The following is an 18,895-nucleotide window of genomic DNA, read 5'->3' on the forward strand; positions in this document are numbered from 1 at the left end:
CGAGAAAGGAATGAACTATATATGGCACAAAAACCTCAAACTAGAGAGGAGCGACGCAGACAGCAGGCAGTCAAGAACAAGAAAACTAAAGGCAAAAAAGCGAATAAAGGAATGTTCAAGAAGATTTTCCTGACGCTGATTGCGCTTGGCATCATTGGCATGCTGACTGGTATCGCTACCTTTGCATTCATGATACAGGATACGCCAAAGCTCGACGAAACCTTACTTAAAGACCCTATATCATCCAAAATCTATGATAAAGATAAAAAGCTCATAACAGAAGTAGGTTCACAGAACAGGGATTACGTCGCCTATGAAGACATACCCAAACTTGTCGAAAACGCCTTTTTGGCGACTGAAGATGTCAGGTTTTACAAGCATAACGGCATAGACGTTATCCGTCTTGGTGGAGCAGTCATTGCCAATGTCACGAATGGCTTTGGTTCAGAGGGTGCTTCTACCATCACCCAACAGGTAGTTAAAAACTACTTCCTTGGCTTTGAAAAGACAATCTCCAGAAAGGCTCAGGAAGCCTGGCTTGCGTACCAGCTGGAACAAAAATATACAAAACACCAAATCTTCGAAATGTACGTCAATAAGATCTATATGTCAGAAAACATGCACGGTGTGCTGACTGCTTCCAAGACGTATTTCGATAAAGATTTAGATGAACTGGAACTTCATGAAGCTGCTTTGTTAGCAGGTATGCCGCAAAGCCCAAACAATTACAATCCTTTCACGAATCCTGAAAAAGCTGAACAGCGAAGGAATATCGTTCTATCCCTGATGCACCAGCATGGATTCATTTCAAAGGAAGAGAAAGAAAATGCCCAAAAGATTCCTGTAGAATCTAGCCTTGTCAAAGAAGAAAACAGGAAAAACAAAGATGAAAAACCATTCGATGCCTTTGTAGACATGGTTATCGAAGAAGTGACCGAGAAAACCGATTTTGATATTTTCTCCGATGGACTTGATATCTATACAACATTAGATCCAAACGCACAGACCCATGTAGAAAAAATTCTTACTACTGATGCTGCAGTGCAATACCCTAATGATGAAATGCAGGCAGGCATCACTTTGCTGGATACAAAAACCGGTGAAATACGTGCGATTGGCGGCGGACGGAACCAGCAGGTTAAGCGTGGTCTGAATTATGCTATTGATGTCAAACGACAGCCGGGATCAACGATCAAGCCGATTCTCGATTATGGACCGGCGATTGAGCATTTACGCTGGGGTACCTATCATATGCTAGAAGATAAGCCAATGACATACTCGAACGGCGAACCAATTGGCAACTGGAATGACAAGTATAATGGGATTATGACGATGAGAATGGCACTCGCTAAGTCAATCAACATTCCAGCACTTCAGGCTTTCCAGGCGGTTGGTGCAGAAAAAGCAAGGGAATTCGGTGTCAACCTTGGATTGACCCTAAAAGATCCTATCTATGAATCTGCATCAATCGGTGCACATGAAATTGCGCCAATCGAAATGGCAGGTGCATATGCCGCATTCGGAAACAACGGATTCTTTACAGAGCCATACTCAGTCAAAAAAGTCGTTCTTCGCGACAAAACAGAAATTGACCTTACTCCTGAAACTGAAGTAGTCATGAAAGATTACACCGCCTTCATGATTTCAGATATGCTAAAAACAGCCATTAAGCAGGGAACAGGTGCGACATACGCAAATATTCCGAACCTTCATGTCGCAGGTAAAACAGGAACAACCAATTACACTCAAGAGGAAATCAATAACTGGGGAATAAAAAATGGCGGTGTGCCAGATTCCTGGTTTGTCGGCTATACCACACGATATACGGCATCAGTGTGGACAGGATACAAAGACAGAAAGACAGCATTATATGGCCAGGAGCAAAAAATATCCCAGACACTTTTTAAGGATCTGATGACTTATGTATCGAATGATGTAGATACTCCAGATTTCACAGTTCCAAAGAGTGTCGAAAAAGTAAAGATTGAAAAAGGCACTATGCCAGCCAAGCTCGCCAGTGATTACACACCAAAGGATCAAATCCTTTATGAGTGGGCAGTAAAAGGAAATATGCCAAAGGAAACTTCCAAGAAATTCGAAAAGCTTGAAGCCCCTTCAAAGCTTGAAGCCAAATATGATGAATCGAAAAATGAAATCATCCTGACCTGGGATTTCAAGCAAGAAAATAAGGAAAATGTCCAATTTGAGGTTACCGCTTCATTGGATGAAGGCCCTGAGCAAAAATTAACTACAACTGCTGAAACAGGTGTGAAAATTGCTAACGCAGTTCCAGGCGGTATTTATTCATTCAAAGTTACAGCGATCCGTGGTGAGCAACGTTCTGAGCCTGCTGCACTTAAAATTGAAGTGCCAGAGTTATCATTGCCTGATGATGGTGAAGAGGAAGAAGGCAATGGCGAAGGTGACAATGGAAACGGTAATGGTGAAGGAAACGGTGAAGGAAACGGCGAAGGAAACGGCGAAGGAAACGGCGAGGGTAACACTGGCGGCGGTGAAAATGATACCGGTGATACCGGCGATACCGGCGATACCGGCGATACCAGCGGCACTGGAAATACAAGCGGCACTGGAAATAATAACAATAATGGTGGTAACGGAACCGGAAATGGTAATTAATTTCCTCTTCCGGTTGTCGTAAAACTATAAAAATAAACGCCCTGATTATTCAGGGCGTTTATTTTTTGCTGTATTAAGGGCGGTTTGTCTGGCATACTGTTTTTCCTGTTCAGCAAATAGCTCAGCCAGCTGTTTATAGGAATGAAATAGACCAGGCCTCGAGGAAATGAATGCTAACCTTTCAGCGACATTAACCGGTTTGATTGTACAATCACCTAAGGAGTGGAATTCTTCATTCAGGCCATTGGTTATGAAAAGGAAATCTTTGAATAACGCTATTGCTTTTTTCATGACCGGTAGCGCACTGGTACTATCTCTGTTCGAAAAATAATGTGCCAGTTCTGAATTGTATCGATTCCATTCACTGAGTATTTTCTCCATAGCTATGTCACTCTCTTCAAGAAAAAATAGCAGGGCATCTTACTTTTTAGTTTTCATCCTTTTTTGACCCTCTCTGCAAACCTCGAGCAAAGGACATGTCTCACATTGTGGATTTTGAGCCTTACAATGATATCGTCCGAAGAAAATCATCCTGTGATGAGTAATTGACCATTCTTCCTCAGGTACCTTTTTCATCAACGTCTTCTCCACCTCGAGGACCGAGTCCTTCCAACGGCAAATAGCCAGCCGTTTGCTGACACGCTCAACATGTGTATCAACTGCAATGGCAGGTATTCCGAATGCGACGGAAACCACTACATTAGCTGTTTTTCTCCCTACACCAGGAAGTTTTGTCAATTCATCTCTGTCAGCAGGGACCTCACCGCCATACTCATCGATTAGCATTCGGCAAAGCTTCTGTATATTCTTAGCTTTATTTCGAAAAAGACCGATTGAGCGGATGTCCTGCTGCAGCTCCTCTATTGGGACAGCTAAAAAATCCTCTGGAGTTTTATATTTTTGAAATAAATTCCTGGTTACTTTATTGACAAGTGCATCTGTACATTGGGCCGACAATGCAACTGCAATAACCAGTTCAAAGGGATTTGAATGGATCAGCTCACAGTGTGCATTTGGAAACATCCTGCCCATTTCATCAAGACAAAACCTGATTTGCTGTCTGTTTAACATACTTGCTCACCCCATTCCTGTTCGCGACCAATAATGGTATTTTCATATCATGCTTTATATTTCGGCTAAGTATAAGTAAATAAAAAAGAGAGAATGAATGAATTCTCTCGTAACAATTACTGTTCAAGCCAGTTATAAAAAGGTACTGGGTTTGCGGAAACTTTTGGCTCTTCCTTCCCTGCCTTTGAGGTACTCTGATGCTGCCTGAATTTCCTTCCGTAGCTTTTAGCCTGTTCGATTGTCTTGATTCCATTCTTTTTCCACTCAAAAAGAATCCGGTCTATGTACCGAAAATTCAATTTTCCAGATATAACTGCTTCTCTCAGTGCGGCTTTAATGATGATCGGATCATGGTGGTCATCATCCATCCACATGGCTAGAGACTCACATTCAAAAGGTGATAATGGCCGTCCAAATTCTCTTTCGAATGCTGTGTATAAATCTGTTTCTTCCTTCTGCTCCATAAGCTCTTTCTCGTGCTTACGTTTTAGCATGAACTGGTCAAACAGCTTTTCCCATAACGGTTCGAGTGAGTATTTTTCATATCTGATACCATCAGTTGAGTTGCCGTCATTAATCGATATAAAGCCTCTCTGAATCAGTGCTCGGAGTAAATCAGTACACTCGAAAGCGGAAATCGTCATGCGGGCTGCAAGTTCCATGGGAGTAGGGAATTCATTTCCCTTTTCAGAAAAATAAAAAACATGGAGCAATAATGCCAATTCTTGTTCGTTTAATCTCATTTCTTTGTACTGCGTAAGCAATGCTGCAGGGATCGTAACATTCCCTTCTTTCAGCCATTCTAACATATCTGCTTTTTTCATTCCCGGACACCTCTTTTCATAGTATAGCATGAACAAGCCCGGCTGGTAATAAAATAGGAAAAGATTAAAAAGGGAAATTAGTCGAAAAATATCGAAAATTTGCTTCTTATTTAACCATCAGAACTGTTGAACAAAACTGTTGATTTTCGTTCCAAATACTTCACTCTCTGCGGGATCTGAAGAATAAGAATAAGCCCTAAAGCTGCTTTTTAAAAACAGACGGAGAACCGGTTCACAGTTCTCCGTCTGTTATTTATGCACGACTGTTAACAAAGTCATGAATTCTGCTGATTGCTTCCTCTAGTTGGCCAAGAGATGTTGCATAGGAAAGACGCATATAGTCCGGTGCTCCAAAGCCAGATCCCGGAACAACGGCAACATTCGCTTCAGTCAGCAGTATTTCCGCAAACTCATCGACATCTTTGCAGCCTGCCAAAACAGCAGCTTCTTTCGCATTCGGGAAAAGGTAAAATGCTCCCTGTGGTTTAATGCAGCTGATTCCTGGAATGGCGTTCAATTTACCATGAATGATTTCAAGCCTTTCTTCAAAAGCAGAACGCATCATTTCCACCGCATCCTGTGACCCAGCGTAAGCTGCAATCGTTGCATATTGTGAAGGCGTGGTCGGATTTGAGGTGCTATGGCTTGCAAGGTCTGTCATTGCCTTAATGATTTTGCTGTCCCCAGCTGCATAGCCAATTCTCCAGCCAGTCATTGAGTGAGACTTGGATACACCATTAATAATGATTGTCTGCTTTTTGAGCTCGTCGGAAAGCTGTGCAATAGAAATATGCTGTGCATCTCCGTATATTAATTTTTCATAGATCTCATCTGAAATGATCAGGATGCCTTTTTCAAGACAAACATTACCCAACGACTGCAGTTCTTCTTTTGAATATACCATTCCCGTAGGGTTGCTTGGGGAATTGATGATCACGGCCTTTGTTTTTTCAGTGATTTTCTCCATCAGCTGGTCCGGTGTTATCTTGAAATTGTTTTGTTCCAGCCCCTCAAGATAAACAGGGGTACCACCCGCAAGCTTGACTTGCTCTGGATAGCTGACCCAATAAGGTATTGGAATGATGACCTCATCACCCTCATTAAGCAGAACCTGAAAAAGAGTATATAAGCCATGCTTTGCCCCACTGGTTACTATAATTTCGTTCGGTTGATAATCAAGTCCCTGATCAGTCTTAAGCTTCGCTGCAATTTCCTTTTTCAATTCAGGAAGCCCTCCTGAAGGAGTATACTTTGTGAAACCCTTATTCATGGATTTTACAGCAGCATCGATAATATGCTGCGGTGTATTGAAGTCAGGTTCCCCTGCTCCAAGTCCGATTACATCTTTTCCCTGTGACTTTAATTCTTTTGCTTTGGCAGTAATGGCCAATGTTGATGAAGGAGTGAGTGCTCCCACTCTGCCTGCTAACTGAATCTCCATCCCTTATCCTCCTATTTTTACTATAAGAATTTTCACTATGCTAAACATAAAATCTTTGATGGCCTTGAGTAACCATTGCCGCAGCTTTATAAATTGTCAATGGCCCTTAATTTTTCGCCTGTTTCAAAGTCGACATAGTAGTAATTGATGTTGTTGCTGCTGTTTCGGTAATAAATTTCCCAGGCTGGCCTGTCCGTCTTTTTGATTCTTGCCATACCAAGTCTAACATCAATGATTTGATCAGGATTTTTTTCCTGATATAGTTTATTTAAAGCTTCTTTTTTCGTGATACCATTTTTGGCATTTTTCGTGATTAGTTGACTATTTTTTTCATTGATCCAGACGTAAACGTCTTCGTTTTTGGCATTTCTCCCTGTCATCACATAATATGTTTCCTCTCCACTGTACAGATTGAAGTCAGTGAAATCTGACAGGCTGGTTTCCTTCATTGCAATTTCAACAGCCTTTTTTTCAGCGGCATCGACTGGTTCAACCGCATTGAAGTAAACATTCACCAGAATTCCAGTGATGATTGCAACAAAGAGAACACCGAGTAAAATCCACTTTTTCACATGTATCCCTTCTTTATGTAAGCTTATCCTCGTTACGCGACGGCAAAAGTCTCAGAATTTATCTTGTCTCATTTAGGTTCGGTAAATGGTAAAGACCGCTTTCTCTTTATCCTCCTGATCCAACGCAAGTCCAAACATCAGGTCATCACGCTTCAATGACCTGTTAAGGGCATCAACTATTTTATATAAATCCGGACTATTTTGTACCTTTACTGTAGAAATGATTTCGATTTTGCTTTCCATCCTGCAACTCTCTCCCTGCACATTTTTTGTCATTTATATAACAGCTTCATGCTGGCAACAATACAATTAACACCACTCATTATATCAGGTGATAGTCTTTGCTGTAAGGATATATCAGCACACAAAAAAACTTTTCCAGTCCACACATCAAAAACGACTGCGCAATTGATGCGAAGTTTTTATTCTTCATTCATAATTGTGATCACATCATAAGTAGAGTCGGTAAACTTTATTGTAACAGTACCATGCTGTTTTGTGAAATAAACATCAATCCATGCCTCATGGAGCATTTCTACCAAATTAGGATCAGGTTTCGTGGAATTGGATTTGAAAATGACTGCTAGCTCAGGATCTAGATGCTCAATTAATAAATCCGAAAAAGATCCTCTTGCTGCAAACTCAGGCAGCTTAATGATATTGACGTTCTTTAGAGGCTGGGCAAGAAAGGCTTGTTCAGATTTATGGCTTGCTGAACTAATATGAAATATCTGATGGTGAAAAAATTGAAAGGAAATATCGGTCCCCTCTTTTTCCTCACACCCATCGTAAATAACTTCTGCTGTCAAACCAGGCAATAACTTCTGCAGGTGACCCTGCTTCCAGTTTTCCACTTTCAATCCAACAGGGTAGTCAATTCCGGTGATTGCTTTGCCACCAGCAGTTCCAGTCACAATTTTACGAACCTTGTATTTCTCGATTATTTCAGGAAGGTTCTCCAGTCCTGAACTTGAAGTCAATATAACTGTAGTTAAATTTTTTACATGAAAGAGAGCGAGCAGCCTTTCCAGCTCCTTCACTGTACCCTTGCCGCCCGTATTCACCAGGATGTTCTCTCCACTTGCATACTGAATCAGCACAGCCTCCCCATCACTCAGTGCGAGAAATGTAAAAGCCAGCTCATCTTTTTTAAGATTGACATCGACCCCTTCTACTTCGACAGGAGCAGAAGGAGATTCATACGGGATATAGTACCAATTCATGAATACTAGGATTGCCAATATCAGCTTCATATACACTCCTCCAATTACTTCTAGCTTTAGAGTGTGTTATTTAGCTGAAATTATATAAGGACTTTTGAAAAACTTGAATGAGAGCTGGCTTGCTGTTACAGCCACCTATGAACCAAATCGACAATCTCTGTTATTGATTTTTCTTCGACAGCAACGTCGGGTATTGAACGTATAAAGGCATTCCCGTATTTTGTTGTTACCAGCCTTCGGTCAAAAACGAAAATCAGGCCTCGGTCATCAGAAGTCCGGATCAGCCTTCCAAATCCTTGTTTAAAACGCAAAATGGCTTCAGGGAGTGATAAATCTGAAAACGGACTTCCGCCATTCTCTTTTATTAACGAACATTTTGCAGCAGTAAGAGGTTCGTCCGGCGGTGAAAAAGGCAGCCTGACAATAATCAAGCATGAAAGATCCTCACCTGGTATATCGACTCCCTCCCAAAAACTGCTGGTACCAAATAGGATTGCTTTATCGAATCGTTGGAAATTCCTCGTTAATCTAGTCCTGCTGCCAGCTGTTATACCCTGGGCAATCAGGACAAAGTCCTCTAGAAGGCCGCTCTCCTTTATTAGGTTATATGTCTTTTTCAACATTTCATGGGAGGTGAACAAAATCAGCATCCTGCCCCTTGTTGCCTCAGCAATGGAGATGATATGCTCTGTGATGGCCGCAACATAGTCGTCATCCGACACCGTCTTTATATCTGGCAAGTCATCTGGGACAACCAGTTTTATTTGTGATCCATAGGAAAAAGGGGATGGAATTTGCTTTTCTATCATCACGTTTTTTAGCCCTAATTCCCTTTTAATAAAACTAAAGGATTGATTAACCGATAAAGTGGCAGAAGTCACGACCACACTCTTCTTTCGTGTAAAGAATTTCTCTGCCAGATACTCAGAGACGTTAACGGGGCGAGAGAAAATAGCCGTCGAATTTTGCAATGACCTGGTATCCGCTTCAATCCATCTAACATGGCTGTTATCATCTTTAAAAAGGGTTTTTGCAGTTTGGCAGATTTGATCCAGATCTTCTTTGACCTGCACTACCTCTTCCAAAACCGCTCGTTGCTTTCTAGTAAAGCTATCCGGACTTCTCCAGGCATCTTCCAATCTTTTTTCTAATGCATCAATTAAATCCTTTAGGTGAAAATAAAATCTTTCAGCAGTTGTTTTCAACGCCGTCCAGAAACGATTTTCCCGATCTGGAACCAAGCTTGCATGAATTTTGCTGCCAGAAGCCTTATTTTTAATCGATTTTCTTGCATATGTGCCTGCCAGCTTGAAAAGTTCATCGGTTTCATATACTAAATCGGAAATCAATTGATTAATTTCAAAGGTGTGAAGCCGTTCAGCACCGAGAACGCCATCATTGTTCATTATGGTTTCCAGCTTATAGAACAGCTGATTTTGTTCAAACAGCCCTATTTGATTAAGCACCAGCCTGACAGCGATATAATCGAGGGACTCCCCGAAATATTTCCCTGCTGCTTTTTCGAATTGATGTCCTTCATCAAGGACAACATGCTCATACTTCGGCAACTTACCCTTTTCAGAAACAAGGTCGGCGAGAAGCATCGAATGATTGGTTATGAGCAAATCTGCATTTTGCGCATTATCGATCGCCCTTTTATAAAAGTCAAATTCCTCCCATTGTTTTGCCTTAATGAAAAAGGAATGATCATTCTTAACTTTATTCCAAAAAAGCATGCCGCCACTCGACAAATTGAGCTCATCATAATCACCAGTTTCAGTATGTGTCAGCCAGACAAGGATTTGCATTTTTGTTAGTGCAGTATCATAATTTTCTTCTATTTCCCTTAGAGTTTGCTCAAAGCGAGCCATGCTAATATAGTGACTTCTCCCTTTGAGCAATGATATATTCAATCTCCTGCCCAGTGCCTGTTTCAGCTTAGGAACATCATTTGTCAAAAGCTGTTCCTGCAGCTGGGTCGTATAAGTGCTGATCACCACAGGCTGTTTGTTTTCCAATGAGTAAATAGCTGCTGGGATCAAGTACCCTAGTGACTTACCCACACCAGTTCCAGCTTCAATCAAAGCATGGCCGCCTTTCAAGAAAGCCTCATAGACGAGGTCCATCATTAAAAATTGTCCCTGCCTTGCTTCAAACCCGGTAAGTGCTTTTTGAAGTAAAGCCTGCTTTTCTTCTATTGCCCCGGGAAAGTCTATGACCTGGTATTCAACATTGCCGATTACTGGCCGTTTTCTTAATGCAATTCCGCGAAAAACTTCAATTTCCTCAGGCAAAGTCTCGAGTCTGCTTTCCTTGTCTTTTAGTATTTCTTCAAAAATCAAATGAAGGTCGCTTTTAAGACCTTCTGAAAGCTTTGCCAGCTCTTTGACCGTGACCATAGGAAGGGATTTCACAGCATCTAGCATGATCAACAGCAACTCTGCTGTAACTTGGGCATCACTATCTGCTTGATGCGGACGATCATGGCGCAGTTCCTCCTTTGCAGCAAGGTCTGTCAGTTTAAAACTGTCAGCAGTCGGATAGAGGATTCTCGCCATTTCTACTGTATCTATAACAGGACCATAAAAACCTTCCTGACCAGCATTCAATAATTCTTCCTGCAGAAAGGAAAGGTCAAATAATACATTATGAGCCACAAAATAAGCGTCTTCAAGCATTTCAGAAACCTGCGGAGCGATTTCCTGAAATAATGGAGCATTACTTACCATTGAATCGGAAATGCCGGTCAGCTCTTCAATGAAAACCGGTATTTCCTGCAATGGATTGACAAGCGAGGAGAACCTGCCGGTAATTTGCCCGCCCTCAATCAATACTGCTCCAAACTGTATAATCCGGTCACCCTTTTTAGGGGAATTACCGGTTGTTTCTAAATCTACTACAACAAATTTTTGGCTCATTCTTCAATACACCTCTAACATTCAGTCAAACAAAACGTATCACAAAAAATATGAAAGTAAAAGCCAGAGCATTACTAGTTTTTTCAAAGTTAATATACTGCCTGTTCCTTTTAAGCATAGTATCACCAAAATCGCTTCATGTCATAGTTAGTGGCTGGAAGTTCGTGTGATGAATATTCACCTTATTTATGTAAGAAAAAACTCCCGATACTCGGGAGTTTCCTGGTCCTATAGAAATACCGTTTTCTCAGGTTCAGCATGAATCATTTCGACGATTCGATTGTTTTCATCCATCAAAGCAACTTTTGGCTGGTGAGTCGCTACCTTCTCTTCAGGAATCAGTGCATAAGATATAATGATAACAACATCGCCTTCGTGGACGAGTCTGGCTGCAGCACCATTCAGGCAAACTACTCCGCTGCCTCTTTCCCCAGGAATTATATAGGTTTCGAAACGGGCGCCATTATTATTATTGACGATTTGTACCTTTTCATTAGGAACCATTCCGACAGCGTCCAATATATCACTGTCAATCGTGATGCTTCCTACATAATTCAAATTTGCTTCAGTTACTCTTGCTCGATGTATTTTACCGTTCATCATGGTGCGGAACATGGAATTTATTCCCCCTATATAAGTTATTCTACATTTAAAATGATATTGTCAATCAGTCTGGCTTTCGAGAACTTTACAGCCATGGCAATAATGATTTTCCCTGTCAATGTCTCTAAGGATTGCAGTTCCGGATAGGAGTAAATTTCTATATAATCCACTTTACCGGATGTATTTTTATTAATATGTCTCATCATCATGTCGACAATCTTAAGTGGATTTCTTTCGCCACCCTGAATTGCTGTTCTCGCCAGCTGAAGGCTTTTGCTGAGTTCTACCGCCTGTTCTCTTTCCTCACCAATCAAATAGACGTTTCTAGAACTCTTGGCAAGACCATCCTCTTCTCTGACCGTGTCGACCGGTATCAATTCTATCGGAAAATTAAAGTCTTTTATCAAGCCATCTACCACGGCTACCTGCTGGGCATCCTTCAAGCCGAAATATGCCCTGGTTGGCTGAACGATATTGAAGAGTTTGATCAGTACTGTAGCAACACCATCAAAATGACCTGGCCTGGATTTGCCACACAGAACTTTTGTCCTATCAACAACGGACACTTGAACTGAAGCATCTTTTGGGTACATCTCTTCCGCAGAGGGATAGAAAATATAATCTACACCCTGACTCTCGGCTACGCTATGGTCACGGTCAAAATCACGCGGATAGGCATCCAGATCCTCATTAGGACCGAATTGAAGCGGGTTAACGAATATGCTCAGAACCACAGCTTCATTTTCCTGCCGAGCCCTTTCCATTAAAGACATATGCCCTTCATGCAGAAATCCCATCGTTGGTACATAGCCAATGCTGATTCCTTCGGACTTTAATCTTAGCATCTGTTCCTGCATTTCCGCGATTGTTCTGATGATCTTCATTCTCTTCCTCCATACAATGCCTGCAATTCTTCTTCTTTCATGGTAAATGTATGCTTATCTTCAGGGAATACTTTATGCCTCACTTCGGATACATAGGCACTCAGCCCGGATGTGATTTGTTCATTCACATTGGTATATTGTTTCACAAATTTAGGGACACGTTCTACTCCATAAGTGATAATGTCATGATAGACTAGTACCTGACCGTCCACCTCTGCGCCGGCTCCAATACCGATTGTCGGGATTGAAAGAGCTTTGCTGACCTGTTCAGCAAGCTGCTTAGGGACACATTCCAGTACTATGGCAAACGCGCCAGCTTCTTCACATCTTTTTGCATCATCGATCAGCTTTTTGGCAGCATCTGCACTCTTGCCCTGGACTTTGTAGCCACCAAGAACACCAACAGATTGCGGTGTCAAGCCAAGATGCGCCACGACTGGTACTCCTGCCTTCGTAAGGGCGCTGATATGGTCAATGACATCGTCAGCACCCTCCAGCTTCACGGCATTCGCCCCAGTCTCCTGCATGATTCTCGCTCCATTTATTAATGTGTCTTTTATTGACAGATGATAGCTCATAAATGGCATATCGACAACAATGAATGTATTGCCTGCTCCGCGTCGTACGGCTTTTGAATGGTGAACCATTTCCTCCATCGTAACCGGAATCGTGGAATCATACCCTAGCACTACCATACCCAGTGAATCTCCAACTAATATCATGTCGGCTTCTGCTTGCTCAGCATGTTTTCCTGATGGGTAATCGTAGGCAGTGACCATGACAATCTTGCTGCCTGTTTGCTTCATTTTCAAGAAATCTGTTGTCTGTTTCATTTCCTTTCCTCCCTTTTCTGAAGAGGAGATAAAACAATCCATCAATGCGAGACACTAAAAAAGGACCCATCTATGTCAGAAGGACCCATTGAAGTCTGCGCTTGTTTCATCCCTCTGTCCCAGTCCGAAATCGGATCCAGGCAGAACTATTTTGATTTCAATCAATACTCTGGTGCAGTTCTCTCGATACCGCCCAGATTGATTATAGCAAATCAGTTTTATTTTGGCTACATAACGGAATTATCCTTCAATTTTGATATCTGCCGAATAAATATTATGTATAGTACCTGTATTATCTTCTATCAAAAGAACTCCGTCTTCGGTGATTCCTATGGCTTTCCCCTTGATTTCCCCTGTGATTGTCCGGGCAGTAATCTGCTTGCCAATACTGACTGCGTAGCTTTCCCACATTAATTTTATCGGGAAGAAGCCTTTCTCGAGGTAAAGCAGATATAATTTCTCCAATTTTTCAAGAATCGTCCTGATCAATTGTTCCCTGTCTATTTCCCTGCCTGTCTCAATCGCCAGGGAAGATGCAACTTGCTTGATTTCTTCAGGAAAATCCTCTTCCGCAGAATTGACATTGATGCCAATTCCAATAATGACGGAATTTATTCGGTCTGATTCAGCCTGCAGTTCTGTCAGTATTCCAGTTATCTTTTTCCCGTTTATCATAATATCATTAGGCCATTTAATTTCAGGCAATAAACCTGTTACTTCCTCAATGGCCTGTACTACACCCACTGCCGTGATCAATGTCAGCTGCGGTGCTTTCGGGATAGGGATTTTAGGACGAAGGAGTATGCTCATCCATATACCCGTGTATTTTGGTGAATGCCATTTGCGGTCCATTCTTCCTCTGCCGGCCGTTTGCTCCTCGGCAATGACAATCGTTCCTTCTTCTGCATTTTCATAAGCTAACTTATAGGCGATTTTTTGAGTGGATTCCACGCTCTCATGGTAGTGGAGATTTCTGCCCAGGAATTCCGTCTTCAAGCCAAGGGTGATTTTATCAGCAGTCATTTCAGCCGGGATTGAGACAATTTTATACCCTTTCCTTCTGATTGCCTCAAATTGAAAGCCTTCTTTACGAAGTTCTTCGATCTGTTTCCAAACTGCTGTCCGGGAACAGCCAGCGATGTCCGCCAATTTTTGGCCTGATAAGTACTCTGATTCATTATTGGTAAAAGCATCGATCAATTTTTTCCTTATTTCTGATTGGACGCGTTCAGCCATTCCTTTATTTTCTCCTTCTCGTTTGATACATCTCCATTGATTACAGATCGTTCTATATTATCCAGCACTTCCCGCAGCCAGGGCCCAGGCTGCTTTTTCGTCCAAGCCATAACATCCTTCCCCGAGACCGCTAATTCCTGACGATTCTTAATAGGCAGCATGTCATACAGTTCGACCAGTTTTTCCGGTTTAAAGCATTTATCACGGAGCATCGCAGCCACTTTTTCCGCACAGATGGCCTCTTCCAGACCTGCCTTGTAGATTGAGTCCAGAGTCCACTGATTATCAAGTCTGTTCAAAAGCAGTGAATGAATATGCTTGTAGCGCTTAATTCTTTGTAACGGCAGCTTCCATCCCCTGAGAAAATCCTCAATTTCTGTTTGTGCCAGACCCAATTCAAACAAAAGCAGAACCCATGATTCCTCTAGTTTTAAATCAGTTGTTAAATGTGAAGAAAAACTTATAAGTTGGCTATCCCTCTCATCCAATCCAGGCAAATACTGATAAATTCCGCTCTTTACCAGCAGTTGGATTGCCTCTTTCCTTCCTGGACCAGCAAGCAGTTTCTCGAATTCAACCAATTTACGCTCAACCGCAATGTTCTGGAGCAAATGGCCGTGAACAGCGAGCGATGCAAAAGTCTGCTTTTCGATTGAGAAGGCTAGTTGGGACTGGAACCTGACTGCCCTAAGCATCCTTAATGCATCTTCACCGAAACGTTCGTCCGGGTTGCCTACAGTGACAATTTCCCTTCGCTTGATGGCTTCCCTTCCTGCGAATGGATCTCTGATATGCCCATCTTTGTCCATTGCCATGGCATTCATTGTGAAGTCGCGGCGCTGCAGATCCTCCGTTAAAGAACGGATAAAAGAAACGTTGTCAGGCCTGCGGAAATCTGAATAGTCCGCTTCAGCACGGAATGTGGTGACTTCATAATGGTTCCCCGCATGATGGACCAGAATGGTACCATGGTCAATTCCCACATCAGCAGTCTTGCTGAAAATCTGCTTCAATTCTTCAGGCAGAGCAGAAGTTGCGATGTCAACATCCGCTATTTCACGTCCAAGAAGGTGGTCCCTTACAGATCCACCTACAAAATAAGCCTCAAACCCAGCGCTCTCTATTAATTCAAGTACGGGTACTGCCTGTTCAAACGGATTAGCTGTCATGATTTATCATTCTCCAGCAGGCTGTAATAAATATTTTCATATTCTGCAACAATCTGTTCAGCACTGAAATCTTTTTCTGCGCGTTGCAGGGAGTTTGCCGCAAAGCGCTTGTGAGTGTCCGGATTAGAAAGAATCTCTACTGCTTTTTCAGTAAACTCTTCAATATTTCCCAATTCACAAATATATCCTGTTTCACCATCCACAATTACTTCCGGAATCCCTCCGACATTTGTGCCGATACATGGGACACCGCAAGCCATCGCTTCTAGTGCAACAAGTCCAAAACTTTCTTTTTCGGAGAGAAGGAGCATTAAATCACTCAATGAGTACAGCTCCTCGACTCTTTCCTGTTTACCCAGCAGCAGTACCTTATCCCGGATACCGAGCTCACTCGCAAGGTCGCAAACCTTTTTCATCTCAGGACCGTCTCCTACTAGCAAAAGCTTTGCCGGCAACTTCTCAACAATCCCGGCAAAGGTCTTGATTACATCCGGCACCCTTTTAACAGGGCGGAAATTCGAAACATGAATAATTACTTTTTCATCAGGAAGAACTCCATACTCATTCCTCAGATCGCTGGATTCCACACGCTTGTTGACGCGGGTGTCAATGAAATTATAAACACAATCGATTTCTTTTTTCGGCTTGATTAAATCGTATGTTTGCTTAATCAGTGACTCTGAAACAGCTGTTACATAATCTGACTTTTCAATTCCAAAGCGGATTGCATCAGTTAGAGAAGGGTCATATCCCAGCACAGTAATATCTGTCCCATGGAGAGTGGTAACGATCTTCAGGTCCCTGCCGCTCATCTGACGTGCCAGAATCGCGCAGACAGCGTGCGGGATAGCGTAATGTACATGGAGAACATCCAGATTCTCCAATACAGCTACCTCGGCTATTTTGCTGGCCAGAGCAATATCGTAAGGTGGATATTGAAAGACAGAGTATTGATTGACTTCGACCTCATGCGAGTAAATATTTCGGTACATCTTTTTCAGCCGGAAAGGAAGACTCGAGGAGATGAAATGAATTTCATGACCTTTTTCAGCCAGCAGTTTTCCTAGTTCTGTAGCGACAACTCCTGACCCCCCAACTGTTGGATAACAAGTGATGCCGATTTTAAGTTTCTTCATTTTCTTTCCCCTAACAAATCGTTATGGATCAGCAACGGTTTTTTTGCCATAAAGCCTTCTGCAAAATGGACGCCAGCCTCTTTGCCGAACAATCTTTCACGTGCCTCAACTGTTTCGATATAGCCGTTTACCAGCGGTGTCTCAAATGTCGCATCACTTTTCTTGAATTGGCTTTCATAAGCATTGAGGGCATTTATTTTGATCTCCATAAAGTCAGATATATCCACAACAAAATCAGGCTTATGAAAACCGTTGATCATGTAAAAATATAATGCCTTTGGTCTGTGGGCATCCAAACCCGATTCCTCATCATATTTTCTTACAGCTGCCGAGAAGAACGCCTCCTCAACAAGACGGGCACAGCTGCCATGGTCAGGATGACGATCATCAAAAAAAGGTACAAAGACTATTTCCGGGCGATTACGCCTGATTACTCTAACAATATCCCTTATGTATTCATCTTTTAGGAACAAGCCCCTATCCGGAAGGTCGAGGGTTTCCCTCCCTGATACTCCGAGTATCTGGGCAGCATTGATTGCCTCTTGTTTCCTTATTTCGACAGTCCCATTTGAAGACATTTCTGCTTTTGTTAAATCGCAGATGCCGATGACTTTGCCTTCATTTGCATATTTGGCTATCGTTCCCCCCATGCCAATCTCAACATCATCTGCGTGGGCGCCAAATGCCAGTATATCAAGCTTCTTTGCTACCATTTTTATCACCAGATTTCTCTTTCACTATGTTTCTCCAGTCGAGATCGCCCCGTTCAATGCCTTTAACCAGAATTTCCGCTGTCCCCATATTCGTTGCCAGCGGGACTGCATATACATCACATAGACGTACGAGGGCAGTAACATCAGGTTCATGCGGCTGTGCTGTCAAAGGATCCCTGAAGAAAAATACTGCATCCATTTGATTGTTTGCAATACGGGCACCTATTTCCTGATCACCGCCAAGCGGACCAGACTGGAATCTCTGAATCTGTAACCCAGTTGCTTCAATTATCCGCAGGCCAGTCGTTCCGGTCGCAAATAATGTATGCTGTCCAAAAATCTCTTTATACGCGACTGCGAATCCCACTAAATCATCCTTCTTCTTATCATGGGCGATTAAGGCAATATTCATAAGTTCTCCCCTATTCGATGATATTCTCTAATCCGTAAACAAAAGCATCCATTTTCATGACTGTATCAACAGCAAGCTTTACTCCCGACATAAAAGAGCTGCGATTGTAGGAGTCATGGCGAATCGTAAGTGTCTGCCCGTCCGCACCAAATAGAACCTGCTGGTGGGCAATCAAACCTGGAAGCCTTACTGAATGGATATGCATTCCTTCATAATCAGCACCTCGAGCACCTTGAAGGGTTTCTTTTTCCTCCTTATGTCCCTGCTTTTTCGCTTCCCTGACATCGGAGATCATCTGGGCTGTTTTCACTGCCGTACCTGATGGCGCATCAAGTTTTTGGTCATGATGAAGTTCAATAATTTCTACATCACTGAAATACTTCGCGGCCATTTGCGAAAATTTCATCATTAAAACAGCCCCTACAGCAAAGTTTGGCGCAATAACACAGCCTGTTTCCTGTTCAGCGCACAGCTGCTCGAGTTCAGCCAGGTCTTCATCCGAAAAACCGGTAGTCCCCACTACAGGGCGGACTTTGTATTTCAAAGCAGTTTTTGTATGGAACATCCCTACTTCAGGGGTCGTCAAATCTATTAGAACATCTGGTTTGACCTCTTGAAGACATCTCTCAAAATCGGTATAGATTAAAGCGTCGCTATTCGGGAAACCATCAAGTTCCCCAACTTTCATTCCTTCGAATTTACGGTCTACGACCCCCACCAGTTCGTATGCTTCCGTTCCTAGTACAAGGTTGACAGCCTCTTTTCCCATCCTCCCACGTGGTCCTGCAATGACAATTTTAACTTTTCCCATCATTTTCCCTCTCCTTTAGCTGTCTTTTCTTGTCCAGCGGTCTTTGTCCCTTGTATTGAATTTTTCCATCACCCTGTTATGTGCTTCTTCAAGGTCTATATTTAAAGAGTTGGCAAAGCAAATCATCACGAACAGCATATCTCCCAGCTCTTCTTCAATTGTTTTTTCATCTTCATCTTTTTTCTTAGGCTTTTCTCCATAGAAATGGTTCACCTCACGGGCCAGCTCACCGAGTTCCTCGGTCATGCGTGCCGTCAAGGCCAGGGGGCTGAAATACCCTTCTTTGAATTGACTTATGTATGCGTCCACTTCCTGCTGGAGTTCTTTCATCGTTTTGTTACTCAAGAAATTCACCCAACCTTCTATGTATGCTTTTCTATATCGATGTTAGCTCAATGAAGAGGCTTTGACA

At 42.5% G+C, this 18,895-nt stretch carries 19 protein-coding genes; 1 reads left to right on the forward strand and 18 read right to left on the reverse strand.

Annotated elements, in window-relative coordinates; all coding sequences use genetic code 11:
* The first annotated feature begins 21 nt into the window (after nucleotides 1-21).
* A complete protein-coding gene (locus B5X77_RS19165; protein WP_079509520.1) occupies nucleotides 22-2,637 on the forward strand; it encodes a penicillin-binding protein 1A in 2,616 nt (871 codons plus the stop codon).
* A 45-nt stretch (nucleotides 2,638-2,682) separates the two neighbouring features.
* On the opposite strand, the gene B5X77_RS19170 is transcribed toward B5X77_RS19165, so the two are convergent.
* From B5X77_RS19170 to B5X77_RS19255, 18 genes are all read right to left on the reverse strand, one after another.
* On the reverse strand, nucleotides 2,683-3,018 hold the full coding sequence (locus B5X77_RS19170; protein ID WP_079509521.1) for a YpoC family protein: 336 nt from the start codon (nucleotides 3,016-3,018) through the stop codon (nucleotides 2,683-2,685).
* Between the two features lie 39 nt (nucleotides 3,019-3,057).
* On the reverse strand, nucleotides 3,058-3,708 hold the full coding sequence (gene nth, locus B5X77_RS19175; protein WP_079509522.1) for an endonuclease III: 651 nt from the start codon (nucleotides 3,706-3,708) through the stop codon (nucleotides 3,058-3,060).
* Between the two features lie 116 nt (nucleotides 3,709-3,824).
* The gene (locus tag B5X77_RS19180) at nucleotides 3,825-4,532 is read right to left on the reverse strand and encodes a DnaD domain-containing protein (protein WP_079509523.1); all 708 of its coding nucleotides are present in this window, start codon (nucleotides 4,530-4,532) and stop codon (nucleotides 3,825-3,827) included.
* 253 nt (nucleotides 4,533-4,785) lie between these two features.
* Nucleotides 4,786-5,967, reverse strand: coding sequence for a pyridoxal phosphate-dependent aminotransferase (locus B5X77_RS19185; protein ID WP_079510311.1), 1,182 nt, complete (start codon nucleotides 5,965-5,967; stop codon nucleotides 4,786-4,788).
* A 92-nt stretch (nucleotides 5,968-6,059) separates the two neighbouring features.
* Nucleotides 6,060-6,545 carry a cell wall elongation regulator TseB-like domain-containing protein gene (locus tag B5X77_RS19190; RefSeq protein ID WP_079509524.1) on the reverse strand — a complete coding sequence of 162 codons (486 nt, stop codon included), beginning with the start codon at nucleotides 6,543-6,545 and terminating at the stop codon, nucleotides 6,060-6,062.
* A gap of 72 nt (nucleotides 6,546-6,617) precedes the next feature.
* Complete coding sequence (locus tag B5X77_RS19195; protein WP_079509525.1) at nucleotides 6,618-6,788, reverse strand: YpmA family protein; 171 nt, start codon at nucleotides 6,786-6,788, stop codon at nucleotides 6,618-6,620.
* Nucleotides 6,789-6,967: 179 nt separating this feature from the next.
* A complete protein-coding gene (locus tag B5X77_RS19200; protein ID WP_079509526.1) occupies nucleotides 6,968-7,798 on the reverse strand; it encodes a ComEC/Rec2 family competence protein in 831 nt (276 codons plus the stop codon).
* Between the two features lie 95 nt (nucleotides 7,799-7,893).
* Nucleotides 7,894-10,686 (reverse strand): ATP-dependent DNA helicase DinG, encoded by a 2,793-nt coding sequence (dinG, locus tag B5X77_RS19205; protein ID WP_079509527.1) that lies wholly within the window; start codon nucleotides 10,684-10,686, stop codon nucleotides 7,894-7,896.
* Nucleotides 10,687-10,914: 228 nt separating this feature from the next.
* Nucleotides 10,915-11,301, reverse strand: a complete 387-nt coding sequence (gene panD, locus B5X77_RS19210; RefSeq protein WP_079509528.1) for an aspartate 1-decarboxylase — start codon at nucleotides 11,299-11,301, stop codon at nucleotides 10,915-10,917.
* 23 nt (nucleotides 11,302-11,324) lie between these two features.
* The gene (gene panC / locus B5X77_RS19215) at nucleotides 11,325-12,173 is read right to left on the reverse strand and encodes a pantoate--beta-alanine ligase (RefSeq protein ID WP_079509529.1); all 849 of its coding nucleotides are present in this window, start codon (nucleotides 12,171-12,173) and stop codon (nucleotides 11,325-11,327) included.
* Complete coding sequence (gene panB, locus B5X77_RS19220; protein ID WP_079509530.1) at nucleotides 12,170-13,006, reverse strand: 3-methyl-2-oxobutanoate hydroxymethyltransferase; 837 nt, start codon at nucleotides 13,004-13,006, stop codon at nucleotides 12,170-12,172. Before panB ends, panC begins: the two co-directional genes overlap by 4 nt.
* Before the next feature lie 240 nt (nucleotides 13,007-13,246).
* Nucleotides 13,247-14,242, reverse strand: coding sequence for a biotin--[acetyl-CoA-carboxylase] ligase (locus B5X77_RS19225; RefSeq protein WP_079509531.1), 996 nt, complete (start codon nucleotides 14,240-14,242; stop codon nucleotides 13,247-13,249).
* Entirely contained in the window at nucleotides 14,215-15,411 is a 1,197-nt protein-coding gene (locus tag B5X77_RS19230; RefSeq protein ID WP_079509532.1) for a CCA tRNA nucleotidyltransferase, read from the reverse strand. The genes B5X77_RS19225 and B5X77_RS19230 overlap by 28 nt, the downstream gene beginning before the upstream one ends.
* Nucleotides 15,408-16,547 carry an N-acetyl-alpha-D-glucosaminyl L-malate synthase BshA gene (bshA, locus tag B5X77_RS19235; protein ID WP_079509533.1) on the reverse strand — a complete coding sequence of 380 codons (1,140 nt, stop codon included), beginning with the start codon at nucleotides 16,545-16,547 and terminating at the stop codon, nucleotides 15,408-15,410. The genes B5X77_RS19230 and bshA overlap by 4 nt, the downstream gene beginning before the upstream one ends.
* A complete protein-coding gene (bshB1, locus tag B5X77_RS19240; RefSeq protein WP_079509534.1) occupies nucleotides 16,544-17,260 on the reverse strand; it encodes a bacillithiol biosynthesis deacetylase BshB1 in 717 nt (238 codons plus the stop codon). The genes bshA and bshB1 overlap by 4 nt, the downstream gene beginning before the upstream one ends.
* Nucleotides 17,241-17,672, reverse strand: a complete 432-nt coding sequence (mgsA, locus tag B5X77_RS19245; RefSeq protein WP_079509535.1) for a methylglyoxal synthase — start codon at nucleotides 17,670-17,672, stop codon at nucleotides 17,241-17,243. The genes bshB1 and mgsA overlap by 20 nt, the downstream gene beginning before the upstream one ends.
* Before the next feature lie 10 nt (nucleotides 17,673-17,682).
* A complete protein-coding gene (gene dapB, locus B5X77_RS19250; protein ID WP_079510312.1) occupies nucleotides 17,683-18,483 on the reverse strand; it encodes a 4-hydroxy-tetrahydrodipicolinate reductase in 801 nt (266 codons plus the stop codon).
* 15 nt (nucleotides 18,484-18,498) lie between these two features.
* Nucleotides 18,499-18,828, reverse strand: a complete 330-nt coding sequence (locus tag B5X77_RS19255) for a nucleotide pyrophosphohydrolase (RefSeq protein ID WP_139378392.1) — start codon at nucleotides 18,826-18,828, stop codon at nucleotides 18,499-18,501.
* Nucleotides 18,829-18,895: the final 67 nt, after the last annotated feature.

Origin of the sequence: Mesobacillus jeotgali (assembly GCF_900166585.1) — a bacterium.
GTDB classification, from domain to species: Bacteria; Bacillota; Bacilli; order Bacillales; family Cytobacillaceae; genus Mesobacillus; species Mesobacillus jeotgali_A.